Source organism: Butyricicoccus sp. AM32-19, from assembly GCF_003480365.1.
Classification (GTDB): domain Bacteria; phylum Bacillota; class Clostridia; order Oscillospirales; family Butyricicoccaceae; genus Agathobaculum; species Agathobaculum butyriciproducens.
The window spans coordinates 1-14,084 of the sequence record NZ_QUIX01000013.1 but is presented as its reverse complement, the minus strand read 5'-3'; the positions used below and the strand labels follow the sequence as shown (position 1 = coordinate 14,084).

Below are 14,084 nucleotides of genomic sequence, written 5' to 3'. Positions count from 1 at the left end.
AAGGAGGATTTATTGTGCATAAAGGTAAAAAGTATGTAGACAGCGCAAAGACGATCGACCGCACCAAGCAGTACGATCCGGCTGAAGCGCTTTCCACCGTTGTTTCCACCGCGAAGGCTAAGTTCGATGAGACCATCGAGCTGCACGTAAAGCTGGGCGTTGACTCCCGTCACGCTGACCAGCAGGTTCGCGGCGCTATCGTTCTGCCCCACGGCACCGGCAAGCAGGTTCGCGTTGCTGTATTCGCTAAGGGCGCAAAGGCTGACGAGGCTCTGGCTGCAGGCGCAGACATCGTTGGTGCAGAGGACCTGATGGAGCGCATCCAGAAGGAGAACTTCTTTGAGTTCGACGTAGTTATCGCTACCCCGGACATGATGGGCGTTGTAGGCCGTCTGGGCCGCGTGCTTGGTCCTAAGGGCCTGATGCCGAACCCGAAGGCTGGTACCGTATCTATGGACGTTACCAAGGCTGTTCAGGAGTCCAAGGCTGGTAAGATCGAGTACCGTCTCGACAAGACCAACATCATCCACTGCCCGATCGGCAAGGCTTCCTTCGGCGCTGAGAAGCTGCAGGACAACTTCGACGCTCTGATGGGTGCTATCATCAAGGCTAAGCCGGCTGCTGCAAAGGGTCAGTACGTTCGTTCCTGCGTTGTTGCTTCTACCATGGGCCCCGGCATCAAGGTAAGCACCGCAAAGATGATCGGCTAATTCAATAGCATTTTACTCGGCGGTTTTCCGCTGAGCGTCAGAAAGACAGACCGATGATTTCGATTGTTGGTCTGTCTTTTTGTAAAATAGCGTGGATTTTTACTGCACCAGACAGCGTGTGCCGAAAAATACGAAAACTCTCTTGATTTCAGAAAAATAGTAAGAAAGGCAGGTTAATTATGCCCGGTTTAGTCTTAGAGGGCGGAACCTTCCGCCCGGTATTCTCCTGCGGCGTGATGGACGCGCTGCTCGACAACGGCATCATGTTCGATTACGTCATCGGCGTGTCCGCCGGCATCACCTATGCGGCGTCGTATCTCTCACGGCAGCGTGAGCGCAACATCAACATACTGCGGCAGTATCGTGGCGACAAGCGCTATTTCGGCGCGCGCAACCTGCTGCACGACCACTCCATTTTCGGCACGGATTTCGTATTCGACACCATCCCGAACCAGCTCATGCCGTTTGACTGGGACGAATTTCACAAATATCAGGGAAAATATCTGGTCGGTGTCACCAATGCAAAGACAGGCAAAGCCGAATATCTCGACGGCATGCGCATGGACCGTCCATGCACGATGCTGCGAGCGACCTGCGCCATCCCGATCTACTTTCCGCCGGTGCAGATGGACGGCGAGACCTATTACGACGGCGGTCTGGCCGACCCGATCCCGATTCTGCGCAGCCTGCACGACGGCAACGAGCGCAATCTGATTGTGCTCACGCAGCCGGAAAGCTACCGCAAGACGCTGACGCGTGGCGTGGAGCTGGCCGCAAAGTGGCTGAAGCGCAAATATCCGGCAATGCCCAAGGTGCTGCTTGAGCGTGCCAAGCACTACAACGAGACAGTCTGCTTCTGTCACCGACTTGCGGAGAACAAACCGCAGGACACCGTGCTCCTTCAGCCCGAAAAATCGCTGAACAGCTTTGAAAAAGACGTGAAAAAGCTGGAATGGGGGTACGAAATGGGGTATAATATGACATGTGCCCGGATGGAGCAGATCAAAAATCTGTTCCGCTGACGGGTTTTGGTAAAAGAGAAATATTTTAGGGGGAATGAAAAAACGATGCAAAGCAACAGAATCATTCAGGTAGAGGAAAAGGTGCCGCCGCGCCTGCTCGTGCCGCTGTCCATCCAGCATATGTTTGCGATGTTCGGCGCGTCCGTGCTCGTGCCGTTCATCTTCAAGATGAACCCGGCGATTGTGCTGTTCATGAACGGTATCGGCACGTTGCTGTTCATCCTCATCACCAAGGGCAAGGCGCCCGCGTATCTCGGCTCGTCGTTCGCATTTATCGCACCGGCGACCATCGTTATCAACAACTGGGGTTATCAGTATGCACTCGGCGGCTTTGTTGTCGTGGGTGCGTGCGGCTGTGTGCTCGCATTCATTATCTATAAATGCGGTACGGACTGGATCAACGTCGTTCTGCCGCCCGCAGCCATGGGCCCGGTCGTTGCGCTGATCGGCCTTGAGCTGGCAGGCTCTGCGGCTTCTACCGGCTGCATTGTCGGTGACAGCGTCACCACCGGAACGGTTGTCACCTTCCTTGTAACGCTGGCCGTTGCGGTATTCGGCAGCGTGCTGTTCCGCGGCTTCTTCTCGACTATCCCGATTTTGATCGCCATTATCTGCGGCTACATCGCGGGTGTGCTCACCGGTGTTATCGAGACTCAGACCATCATTGATGCGCTGCACACCAGCTTTATCTCCATCCCGAATTTCCAGACCCCGAAGTTTGACATCAACGCCATCCTGATCATTCTTCCGGTCATTCTGGTTATCGCAAACGAGCATATCGGTCATCAGCTGGTTACCGGCAAGGTCATCGGCCGCGATCTGCTGAAAGATCCCGGTCTGCACCGTTCGCTGTTCGCGGATAACTTCTCGACCATGATCTCCGGCTTTATCGGCTCGGTGCCGACCACCACCTACGGCGAGAACATCGGCGTTATGGCAATCACCAAGGTGTACTCCGTGCGCGTGATCGGCGGCGCGGCTGTGCTGAGTATCATCTGTTCGTTCGTTGGTCCGCTGGCGGCGCTTATCCAGACCATTCCGGGTCCGGTCATCGGCGGTATCTCGTTCCTGCTGTACGGCATGATCGGCACCTCCGGTCTGCGTATTCTGGTTGATAATCATGTGGATTACAGCAAGAACCGCAACATGATCCTGACCTCGGTTATCTTTGTTACCGGCCTGTCCGGCGTGACGCTGGCGCTGGGCGATGTATCGCTCTCCGGTATGACCCTCGCCGCTATCGTTGGCATGATCATGAGCCTTGTGTTCTATGCGTTCGATAAGTTCCATCTGTCGAATGATGCGTAAGTGAATATGGAAAAAGCGTCTGCGTGAGCAGACGCTTTTTTATTATGACAATCATGAAACAGGTGCGGAATCGGACGGATCAGCTTGTGCAATCGCTTCCAGATGGAGCAGGGTTTGATTTAACATATTTAACTGTGCCGGTCCGATCGACGTCAGAGCAAATGGAAGCGATGGAATAGCAGAGAAACGCTTTTGAATCTTGATATCGGTATCACAGCCTGCATATGAAATGCTGAATTTAGTCTCGGTTTCAAAGATATTTCCTAATATGCCGGAGGTCTGAAGGTTTTTCCACAGTTCAGATACCGCGGTATGATTAGAAAAGTCTAATTCTATATATGGATGATTGGGATTCTTGATTTGAATAACGATTGCTAATTTGTCATAGACCGTTTGCCCGGCGGCATGCTGTTCGGCGGTGCCTTGAGAAATGCCGCCTTTCGTTTTCATTTGCGTATAGGCGTGCTTTGAAGTAATAAGCTGTGCCTGGAGAATATCGGAGTAGGGGAGAGAAAAACACTCAAATGCTTCTAACGGGTGGGCATTTGTGCATTGAAGGGCATGTAATTCCGGCAAATCCTTTGTTTTATAATAGAGTAATTGCTGATTGGCACTGTCCAGAATAATACCTTGCGAACCGGAAAAATTGATACGGCATCGATCAATAACAGCATGGGAGGGGCATGTAATTTCTATGCTCCAGTCACATTTGCTGCCCTGTGTCTGCAAATGTTGGTATAAGGCGGTATAAGCTGCTTCTAACCATTTAGGTAAGTCTCGATTAAACAGATGTACAACATCCTGTCGTGCCTCGTCATGAAGCCACTTGTTGGATAGTATGGAACGAAGGGCAGCATAGATTCCCCGGAGTATGAGAGCTATGATCAGACATACTAAGAGCGTTAGTAAGATTACCATGTACAGTCCTCCTATTATCTTCTTTAGTATAGCTGGAAGAAATATGTATGTCAATTAAAAATATCATAATGATATCGTAATATCATCGTGATTAGCATACCCTATAATAAGGTGATAGCATGCTGATTATAGGGGAACGAATTAAAATGCTGCGGGAGAGCCACAACATCTCACAGGCCGCGCTGGCAAAGCGGCTGGGCATCACACGGTCGAGCGTAAATGCGTGGGAATTGGGCCTGAATGTACCGAGTACGCAGTATATTATCGAATTATCCGAGATTTTCAAGGTATCGACGGACTATCTGCTGTGTGTTGCAAAAACGCAGACGTTGGATTTAACAGGTCTGGACGAGGAGGATATCGCCGTTCTGTATGCGCTGGCGACCTATCTGCGTAGAAAGAACCGCGAAATGAAATTATAAAAATAATTTGAAAGGTGTCTGCTCATGCAGATGCTTTTTATTATCCCATTGTTGAAAACCGGAAATCCGTACTATATAATTGTAAATATTCTGACAGATAACGGAGAAAACACAATGCAGAACGAAAAAACATCCGTTTTGGTGCTCGCGCAGTGCGATTGGACCATGCGCGAGACGTTAAATATCCGATTCGGCACGCAGTGCGCGTTCACGTTCGCGGAGAACGGCGAACACCCGACCGCAGAGCAGCTTCGCGCGGCTGCGGTTATTTTCGGCGAGCCGAGTGGAGCCCAGCTGGCGCAGACCGAAAACCTGCGTCTGCTGCAGCTGACCTGGGCGGGCGCGGACAAGTACACGCGCATGGAAAATCTGCCGCGGAGCGTGGTGCTGGCAAATGCATCCGGTGCGTTCGGCACGATCATCGCGGAGTACGCGATTGGCAGTCTGGTGGCGCTGTACCGCTCGTTTGGACGGTACTGGAGCAATAAACAGGCGTATATCTGGCAAAAATACGACCATTCGGAGACGATTTCCGGCAAGACCGCGCTTGTACTCGGCATGGGCGACATCGGCGCGAATGTGGCCCGCCGATTGAAGGTCTTTGGCGCAGCTGTGCTCGGCGTGAAGCGCACAGCGGTTTCGGCTGTACCGGAAGACTTCGAGGAGGCGCATACGCTCGATGCGTTAGACGCTCTGCTCCCGCGGGCGGACATCGTCATCGGCTGTCTGCCGAACACGCGCGAGACTGCAGGTCTGCTGACTGCGGAGCGTCTGCACGCGATGAAAGCAGGCGCGGTGCTGGTCAATGTCGGACGCGGCAGTCTGGCAGGGACGGACGATCTGGTGTCGGCTCTGCAGGACGGCCACCTTGGCGGTGCCGCACTCGATGTGTTCGAGACCGAACCGCTTCCAGCGGACTGTCCGCTGTGGGACATGGAGAACGTGCTGCTCACGCCGCATATCGCAGGCCCGAGCTTCGGCGGCAGCGCGGACGTGCAGAACACGATCTGGCATATCTGCATGGACAATCTGGACCGGTATTTGACCGGAAACCCGCTGAAAAATGTCGTAAACCGGTCGGAGGGATACTGATACGCGTTTCCCGCAGGTATAGCAACAAAGAGAAAACGAGCCGAAAGCCATGCTGTCGGCTCGTTTTTTGGTGCTCAGCAGTTTTTGAAAAACCAGATGATAAAGTTGATAACCTCTATGCCGAGGAAAATCAGGGCAACCACGCAGATGACCGCCGCTGCCGTCATAAACTGGATGGACGGTTCACCCAGGCTTTCAATAATCACGCAGGTCAGCGCAATAAACCAGCTGATCATGCACGCCGTATGCAGCGGATGCTGCAGGATCCACTTGCTGATCTGACCGGATTCGTCGGATTTCGGTGCAGGCTCGGTTGTTTTCTTCTCTGCGGAGACAGGCCGGCGGCCGCCGGACGCATTCGGTGCATTGCGCGCCGCTTCCTGCATGCCCTGCCGGTAGTGCACATAGCCGTCAAGTCCCTTGCCGTAGAAGCCGTAATCGTCTTTTTTCATATGCCATGCCTCCTTTTCATGCTTTGAGTATCGCATATCGGGTGTCCGATAAAACGGACTCAGAAGCGGTTGAACACAAATGTTCCAAATTACTGCGTTTACCATAGCATAACCGGGCGCAAAATACAAGCGGCGGTGGTAAAAATGTATAAATGCGGGCAATTCTAATTGTGCAAAAGCAATGAAAAAGTTATAATTATGCCAAAACGACACAAAATCGACAAAGTTTTATGATAAACGGCATTGCAAAAAATGTAAAACGGTGGTATGATGTAGGCAATAAAGCGGCACAAGGGTACCCTTGTGTCTGAGGTGCTCGCCCTCAGACACAAAACCTTCCTAAGTACAAATTTTGCGAAGGAAAGGCGAAACGGCACCGCTTTTGCCGGAAAAAATAATTTTGAGGAGGATAAACATGAAAAGAAGATTGTTATCGGCTTTTCTCGCTGTGATGATGGTGCTGACCATGGCACCGGTGGCATTTGCGGCGGATACGGAAACCACAACTGAATATGTTGCTCAAGTTGATGGTACTAATTATGAAACGCTAGCGGATGCTATTGAAGCAGCAAATAATAAGACTTTGACACTGCTGAAAGATGTAAACGGTCAGATTGTCATTCCAGAGGGCAAAACAGTTACACTGGATTTGAACGGTAATACTGTTACAGCACCGAGTGGCAGATATGACGCTGTTATTAACCAGGGCACATTGACTGTGACTGACTCGCAAAAGACCGGTGAAATTATTTCCAATGGAAATGGCGGTATTGGCATTAGTGCTGGCTCTGATACCACCATTGAATACGCGAAGGTTACGGGACGAGAAGGTGCCATTGGTGGCGATAAGAGTACCGTTGGTGCAAAGCTTACGATTAACGATGGCGTATTTACAGGCGTTGATAATGCTGTTGTAATTTTCAATGGTTCCAAGCGAGATGGTGATGCTAACAAAATCACCATTAACGGTGGTATCTTTAATGGTAAGATTCAGAGTCCGGGCTATATTGCTTGCGGTATTTATGCACCGTGGAAAGACGATATTACCGTTAATAACGGCACCTTTAATATTGAAAATGGTGCAGGTATTGTTGCTCGTGGCGGTATGGTAACTGTTAAGGGTGGCGAGTTTAACACTACTGGAAATATTACTGGCATGGTTGGTGATTACAAGGGAACAGTTCCGTGCTCTGCGTTGGTATTTGACAGCACTGCTGGCTATCCAGGGATGAACGACGATTCTCAGATTGTAGTTGAAGACGGCAAATTTAAGTCTGATGTTGCTGCGGTTACTGTTATAAAGCAGACATCAGACGCAGGCAATCGAGTTAAAGTTACCGGCGGTACATTCTCCTCTGATGTTTCTGCATATGTTGCAGAGGGTTACGTTCAGAATAACGGCACTGTTGAGCAACTGGGTGAAACCAATGCGGTAGCTGAGGTTGGCGGTACCTATTATAAGACGCTGGCTGAGGCTGTTTCGGCGGCTGACAATAATACTGTAACTCTGCTGAAAAACACAGTTGAAGATGTTGTTATTCCGGCTGACAAGACCATTACTCTCGACCTGAATGGCAAGAAGATTGTAAACAGCACAACTGCACAGGATAGCAAGGTTGCGAATGATGCTCGTAAGCATACCATTACCAATAATGGTACACTGACAATTATGGATAGTGTTGGCGGTGGTGTCGTAGATAATGTAAGCCACCAGCGCGCAGCACTCTATAATAATGGTACTATTACCGAAATCAAAGGTGGTAAGTTTACGCGAAGCGTAGATAATAGCACAGACAGCGAAAGCGCTAATGGTAATAGCTGGTATGTAGTCTACAATGCTGAGGGTGCGACCATTTCTAAGATTTCTAATGGCGAATTCTTGGCTCTGGGTCATTTTTCGTCCCTGTTCAGCAACTGTGGTACGATTGATGAAATTTCGGGTGGTACGTTTACTCAGGACCATTTTATTGCTTTTAAGAACGAGGGTACTGTAAACAAGATTAGCGGTGGTGTATTCTCTTCCACAGATGAATCTTGCATCCAGAACTGGGGTACTATTGGCGAAATTTGCGGTGGCACTATCACAGCAGGTAGTCTGGGTATTTGGAATTTTAGTTCTGATGAATATAAGTCTAATGGCACAGTTGAAAAAATCTCTGATGGTGTAATTTCTGGTACAAAGGCAGCAATTCGCCTGTCTAACTATGATGTCGAATACCTTAACAAAAGTGCAGATAGCCTGAAAAACTGGGCTTCTACTACTATTGTGGGTGGTAAAATCAATGGTGCACTTAAAGTAGGTAATGGTACTAGCGTGTCGATTTCCGGCGGTTACTTCACCGTTGACCCGTCCGCTTACTGCGTAACCGGCAAGACCGGCGTTTCCAGCGGTGACAGCACTTACCCGTGGACTGTTGGCGAGAAGATTGCGGACACCAAGCCCGCAGAAGTTGCAGATGCAACGGTTGCCGCAACGGTTGACAAGAATGCTTCTGAGGCCGCTAAGGATGCCGCTAAGGACATCGGCGGCGCAACGATGGCTCAGAATGAAGCAATCAAGGCTGCTACCAAGAACGAAGCAAACAAGAACACGATTGAAGCTACTACCAAGGTAGATGGCGACAAGACTGTTGCTAAAAAGCTGAGTGATGCAATCGGTAGTACTGTTGCTGATGACAATGTCAAGATTGTTTATCAGACCTACATTGATGTTGAAGTAAAGGATGCGACGAAAGAAAACAGCAACTTTACGGAGCTGACTGTTGAACTGACCCCGATGTATCGCGTTATCGCAGCACCGAGCACCGAGACCAACTACAACGTTGATGTTGACAAGGACACGTCCAAGGCTGTCAATGCAGTTCAGATCGTAGGCGAAAAGCCGCTGACTCTGACTGGCAAGTATGAAGTTACTTTGCATTTGCCGAACGACTTTGTTGTACCGTCTGACAACAAGCTGAGCATTAAGCACCAGAAGTCCTCCGGTGTTGAGTATTATACCGGTACGGTAACTGCTACGAACAGCGCCACCAAGATGGTAACGTTTGAAACCAACGGTTTCAGCCCATTCACGATTTCTGCGGTTGCTGCTTACGTTGGCACCACCGCTTACCCGTCCTTGCAGGAGGCTGCAAATGCAGCTAACAGCGGTGATACTATCGTTGTAAAGAATGGTGCTTCTCACGACCTGACTTTCACCGCTACCAAGTCTGTTAAGGTCAAGAATGAAACCGGTGCTGATGTTACTGTTAAGTTCAACGGCACGGATAAGAAGTTTGGCGATGGCGAAACCGAAACGTTCACCTACACCAAGCCGTCCTCCGGCGGTTCCTCCGGCGGCAGCTCCTCCGGCAAGACGACCTACAAGGTAACCACCTCGGCGGTCAACAACGGCGGCGTAAACGCTTCTCCGTCCAACGCGGAAAAGGGCGCGACCATCACCATTACCCTGTCCCCGGACAAGGGCTACAAGCTGGACAAGCTGACCGTTACCGACGGCTCCGGCAAGACGGTCTCCACCGTTAAGAAGAGCGACACGGTTTACACCTTCACCATGCCTGCTTCCGCAGTGAAGGTTGGCGTAAGCTATGTTAAGGCCACCGAAACCCCGTCCAAGACCAAGTTTAACGACGTTTCCGCGAACGACTGGTTCGCTTCCGCGGTTGATTATGTAACCGGCAAGGGCATGATGAACGGCACCGCCGACAACACCTTCTCCCCGAAGGCGAACACCACCCGCGGCATGGTCGTTACCGTGCTGTACCGCCTGGAGAACCAGCCGAGCACCTCGGCGGCTTCCTTCACGGATGTGGCTTCCGGCGCGTACTACGCAAATGCGGTTGCCTGGGCGAATGCTAACGGCATCGTTTCCGGCTACGGCAGCGGCAAGTTCGGCCCGAATGACAAGGTTACCCGCGAGCAGCTTGCGGCTATCCTGTACCGCTACGCGCAGTACAAGAAGTACGACGTTTCCGGCGCGAAGAGCCTCGACGGCTACACGGACGCGCAGAGCGTAAGCAGCTATGCTGTTCCGGCGCTCCAGTGGGCGAATGCGGTTGGCGTTGTTACCGGCAAGTCCGGCAATAAGCTGGACCCGAAGGGCAATGCTACCCGCGCTGAGGTAGCGGCAATGCTCATGCGTTTCTGTGAGAACGTAAAGTAAGCAAAACCTTCCTAAACCGCACAGCTTCGGCTGTGCGGTTTCCTTTTGCTTGCCAAAGACGCTTTTCTACGGTAAAATGGAAAACAGAGGAGAAGGGGAAAGAGAAAGAAGGAAATCCTATGCCAATCGGAGTAATTGTCAACTGTATCTCGGTGCTGGCCGGCGGCGTGATCGGTTCCGCACTGGGACACGTCCTGCCGAAGAGCCTGAAAGAGCACCTGCCGACGCTGTTCGGCATGTGTTCGATCGCTATCGGTATCAATTCCATTATCAAAGCGGTCAGCATGACAGCGGTCGTGCTGGCGATTCTGGTGGGGTTTACCATCGGGCACCTGCTGCACCTTGAGGATTGGGCAAGCCGGTTTTTTCATCGGCTGGTCAAAACCATGCACCTCGGCGGGGATAATATTGATATGGAGTTTTACATCACGGCGGTCGCGCTGTTCTGCTGCTCTGGTTTTGGCTGGTACAGCACGCTGACCGAGGGCATCGCGGGCGATCCGAATCTGCTGTTTGCAAAGTCCGTGCTGGACTTGTTCACTGCGATGATCTTCGCGTCCACGCTCGGCAAGGCCATCTGCGCTATCCCGCTGCCGCAGTGCGTGATTCTCCTGTGCGTGTTTATCGCAGGGCGACTGCTGTCCGGTGTGCTCACACCGGAAATGTTCGCGGATTTGTCCGCGTGCGGCGGCGTGCTGACTATGTCGGCCGGTTTTCGTGTCTCCAAGATCAAATCCGTGCTGCTGGTCGATCTCATGCCCGCGCTGATACTCGTCATGCCGTTCAGCGCACTCTGGACCATGCTGATGGGATAAATTTGAAGCAGACTCTTTTACGGGTCTGCTTTTCTTTTACTTGACAATAGTCCTAAATCATACTATAATGAAGTGGTACGATTTAGGACTATTGAGGTGCATTATGGATTTTCGCAGACAAATGAACGACTTGTGCGCATGTATTTTTCGACAGGATGAGCTGTACGACATCTGGGCGAAGCACAGCGGCATGAAACCCAGTACAGTAACGGTGCTGTATATGTTAGATCAGTTTTCAGAGATGACACAAGGAGGAATCGCGCAGATGTGTCTGCTGCCCAAGCAGACAATTCATACGGTGGTGCAGGAGCTGGAGCAGGCCGGTTATCTGGAAAAGGTGAGCGTATCCGGCCGCAAGGAAAAGCCGCTGCGCTTGACCGAATCCGGCAAACGCTACACAGCGGATAAGCTGGGCGGTCTGTATCGCGCAGAGGAACGCGCCGCCGCTGCCATGGGCGCTGAGCAGTTCGCCATGATGGTGGAAATGACCCGAAAATTTACCGATTCTTTTGAAAAGGAGATTCGCAATGGAGCAGAATAACGCGCTTGCGCGCAAATTCAACGCCGCATCGCTGCTCCGATTCGCACTGCCGAACATTGCAATGATGCTGCTGCTGTCGATGTACACCATCGTGGACGGCATGTTTATTTCGCGGTTTGCCGGCACAACCGCGCTTTCCGCAATCAATATGTCGTATCCGCTCAACTGCCTGCAGATGGCTACCGGCATTATGCTCGGCACGGGCGGCAGCGCTATTATCGCCCGACGGCAGGGAGAGGGACGCACAGACGAGGCGCGCCGCAACTTCACCATGCTGATTGCAGTTGCGCTGGGTATCGGTCTGATTTTCGCCGTGTTTGGCAATCTGTTTCTGAACCCCATCCTGCGTCTGCTTGGCACGAGTGAGCTGCAGTGGGCAGACTGCCGTATTTACACACGCATTCAGCTGGTGTTTGCACCCATGCTGTTTCTGCAGACTGCCTTCCAGACATTGTTCGTCACCGCAGGCAAGCCGGGCTTGGGTCTTCTGACCTCGGTGGGCGGCGGCATTACAAACGTGGTGCTTGACTGGCTGTTCATGGGCCCGATGAACATGGGCGTTGCCGGTGCGGCGATTGCCACCTGCCTCGGCTATTGCGTGCCGTCCATCGTTGGTTTGGTGTATTTCACCAAAAACCGCACCGGGAGCTTGTACTTTGTGCCCTTCAAATTCGACGGACAGACTCTGCTTGCCGCGTGCGGCAATGGCTCGTCCGAGATGGTCAGCAACATTGCGAACGCCATCACCACATTCGTGTTCAATACGCTGTTCATGCGCTACCGCGGCGAGGACGGCGTAGCCGCCATCACGATTGCAATGTACTTCCAGTTTGTGTTTACGGCGGTGTATTTCGGCTTTTCGATGGGCGTTGCACCGGTTATCAGCTATAAATTCGGCGAGAAAAATATCCCGCAGCTGAGGCATATCTTCCGCATCTGCATAACGTTCGTGCTGGCGTGCTCGCTCGGCACATATTTGCTCTCGTGGCTGACGCTCGAGCCGGCGCTGACCCTGTTTACGCCGCGCGGCAGCAGTGTGTATGAGATTGCCATGCACGGCTTTCCGATTTATGCGGTCAGCTTCCTGCTCATGGGCACGAGTATTTTCGCGTCCTCGCTGTTTACCGCGCTCTCGGATGGTCTCGTGTCTGCAATCATCTCGTTTTCGCGCACGCTTGTGTTCCTCGTGGCGATGCTGCTGCTCCTGCCGCTGATTTTGCAGGAAACCGGCATCTGGCTGGCTGTTCCGATAGCAGAGGCGCTCGGCGTGATGGTTTCGGTGTTTTTTCTCGTCAAGGGACAGAAAAAGTATCAGTATTAAGGGAAAGAGTGCTGTTGAGGGAACAGCACTCTTTTGTTATATACAGATAAAATATAACGAATTGTATATAGGATGAAGGTGTAGAGTAAAGGCAAAGCGAAAGGGCCTGCCGCCTGTAATTCACAGGCAGCAAGCCCTTTCGGTCGCTTGAACAATTTTTGACTGACTTTTAGAGGTCACTTCAAAAAATGCCTTGCTGTTGTATTCGAGGGAATGAAAAGCATTTGGAGCTGCTTTTCTAATTTAGAATAGAGAGAGGAGAAAGAAATTCTAAGAAGAATTACTCGCCGACCTTGACGAACACGCCGCCAGCCTGGCAGGACTCGGTAGCAGCCTTAGCCATGAGAACCGGACGCAGGCCGTCGATAGCGCCGACAGCAGTCGGGGTATCGTTGTTGATTGCATCAACGAAGGAGATAACCTGGTTGATGAATGCCTGGTTGTAACGCTCGAGGAAGAACCACAGCGGCTTCTCGGAGTGAGCGCCGTCCTTGGTCAGTACGGTGGTGGTGTTCAGCAGGTCGTTGGCATCGGAAGCCATGCCCTTAGAGCCGAACGCCTCTACGCGCTGGTCGTAGCCGTAAACTGCCTGACGGGAGTTGTTGATAACAGCGATGCAGCCGTTAGCCATCTTCATGGTAACAACAGCGGTGTCAACATCCGGAATACCGGACTCTTCCTGCAGGTTCGGGTTAACGAGGCAGGAACCAACAGCGGAGATCTCAACAGCCTCGGAACCGGTTACGTAGCGAACCATATCGAAGTCGTGGATCATCATATCGTAGAAGATACCGCCGGAAACTGCAACGTAGGAAGCCGGGGGCGGCTCCGGGTCACGGGAGGAAACGATAACGATATGCGGATCGCCGATCGTGCCGTCCTTAACTGCGTCTGCAACTGCCTTGTGGTTGTGGTCGAAGCGGCGGTTGAAGCCTACCTGGAACTTAACGCCCTTCTCCTCAACGAGTGCGAGCAGCTTCTTGATCTTGTCGATATCATAGTCGATCGGCTTCTCGCAGAATACGTGCTTGCCAGCCTGAACTGCTGCCATGGAAACATCGCAGTGCGTATCAGTGGAGGAGCAAACGAATACTACGTCTACCTCAGGATTGTTGATAACGTCCATAAAGTCGGTGGAAACGTTGGTGATCTTGCGCTCTGCCAGCCACTCGCGTGCGCCGGACTTGTCAAGCATCGGGTCAGCAGCAGCTACTACCTGAACGCCCGGTACGGAGTTGATCAGGTTGTTGATGTGCAGCTTGCCGATTCGGCCGCAGCCTACAACGCCAATTTTCAAAATGCCCATTGGAATTCTCTCCTT

General features: G+C 51.8%; 12 protein-coding genes. 9 read left to right on the top strand and 3 right to left on the bottom strand.

Annotated features, from left to right (window positions below; genetic code table 11):
- Positions 1-14: 14 nt before the first annotated feature.
- From rplA to uraA, 3 genes are all read left to right on the top strand, one after another.
- Entirely contained in the window at positions 15-710 is a 696-nt protein-coding gene (gene rplA, locus DW806_RS10775) for a 50S ribosomal protein L1 (RefSeq protein ID WP_118360867.1), read from the top strand.
- A gap of 179 nt (positions 711-889) precedes the next feature.
- Positions 890-1,732, top strand: a complete 843-nt coding sequence (locus tag DW806_RS10770; RefSeq protein ID WP_118729943.1) for a patatin-like phospholipase family protein — start codon at positions 890-892, stop codon at positions 1,730-1,732.
- Positions 1,733-1,777: 45 nt separating this feature from the next.
- A complete protein-coding gene (uraA, locus tag DW806_RS10765; RefSeq protein WP_118729942.1) occupies positions 1,778-3,040 on the top strand; it encodes a uracil permease in 1,263 nt (420 codons plus the stop codon).
- Between the two features lie 51 nt (positions 3,041-3,091).
- Here uraA and DW806_RS10760 read toward each other — a convergent pair whose 3' ends face one another.
- A complete protein-coding gene (locus tag DW806_RS10760) occupies positions 3,092-3,958 on the bottom strand; it encodes a hypothetical protein (protein WP_118729941.1) in 867 nt (288 codons plus the stop codon).
- Between the two features lie 119 nt (positions 3,959-4,077).
- Between DW806_RS10760 and DW806_RS10755 the strand changes: the two genes are divergently transcribed.
- Positions 4,078-4,380: a helix-turn-helix domain-containing protein gene (locus DW806_RS10755; protein ID WP_330423312.1), complete on the top strand. Its 303-nt coding sequence runs from the start codon at positions 4,078-4,080 to the stop codon at positions 4,378-4,380.
- Between the two features lie 114 nt (positions 4,381-4,494).
- A complete protein-coding gene (locus tag DW806_RS10750) occupies positions 4,495-5,472 on the top strand; it encodes a D-2-hydroxyacid dehydrogenase (protein ID WP_158578353.1) in 978 nt (325 codons plus the stop codon).
- A 74-nt stretch (positions 5,473-5,546) separates the two neighbouring features.
- On the opposite strand, the gene DW806_RS10745 is transcribed toward DW806_RS10750, so the two are convergent.
- On the bottom strand, positions 5,547-5,924 hold the full coding sequence (locus DW806_RS10745) for a hypothetical protein (RefSeq protein ID WP_116705449.1): 378 nt from the start codon (positions 5,922-5,924) through the stop codon (positions 5,547-5,549).
- A gap of 415 nt (positions 5,925-6,339) precedes the next feature.
- Between DW806_RS10745 and DW806_RS15760 the strand changes: the two genes are divergently transcribed.
- From DW806_RS15760 to DW806_RS10725, 4 genes are all read left to right on the top strand, one after another.
- The gene (locus DW806_RS15760; RefSeq protein ID WP_243022719.1) at positions 6,340-10,086 is read left to right on the top strand and encodes an S-layer homology domain-containing protein; all 3,747 of its coding nucleotides are present in this window, start codon (positions 6,340-6,342) and stop codon (positions 10,084-10,086) included.
- Between the two features lie 119 nt (positions 10,087-10,205).
- Complete coding sequence (locus DW806_RS10735; RefSeq protein WP_118729939.1) at positions 10,206-10,901, top strand: DUF554 domain-containing protein; 696 nt, start codon at positions 10,206-10,208, stop codon at positions 10,899-10,901.
- A 103-nt stretch (positions 10,902-11,004) separates the two neighbouring features.
- Positions 11,005-11,442, top strand: coding sequence for a MarR family transcriptional regulator (locus DW806_RS10730; RefSeq protein ID WP_118761798.1), 438 nt, complete (start codon positions 11,005-11,007; stop codon positions 11,440-11,442).
- Positions 11,429-12,763 (top strand): MATE family efflux transporter, encoded by a 1,335-nt coding sequence (locus tag DW806_RS10725; protein ID WP_118729937.1) that lies wholly within the window; start codon positions 11,429-11,431, stop codon positions 12,761-12,763. The genes DW806_RS10730 and DW806_RS10725 overlap by 14 nt, the downstream gene beginning before the upstream one ends.
- 280 nt (positions 12,764-13,043) lie before the next feature.
- On the opposite strand, the gene iolG is transcribed toward DW806_RS10725, so the two are convergent.
- Complete coding sequence (gene iolG / locus DW806_RS10720) at positions 13,044-14,063, bottom strand: inositol 2-dehydrogenase (RefSeq protein WP_118729994.1); 1,020 nt, start codon at positions 14,061-14,063, stop codon at positions 13,044-13,046.
- Positions 14,064-14,084: the final 21 nt, after the last annotated feature.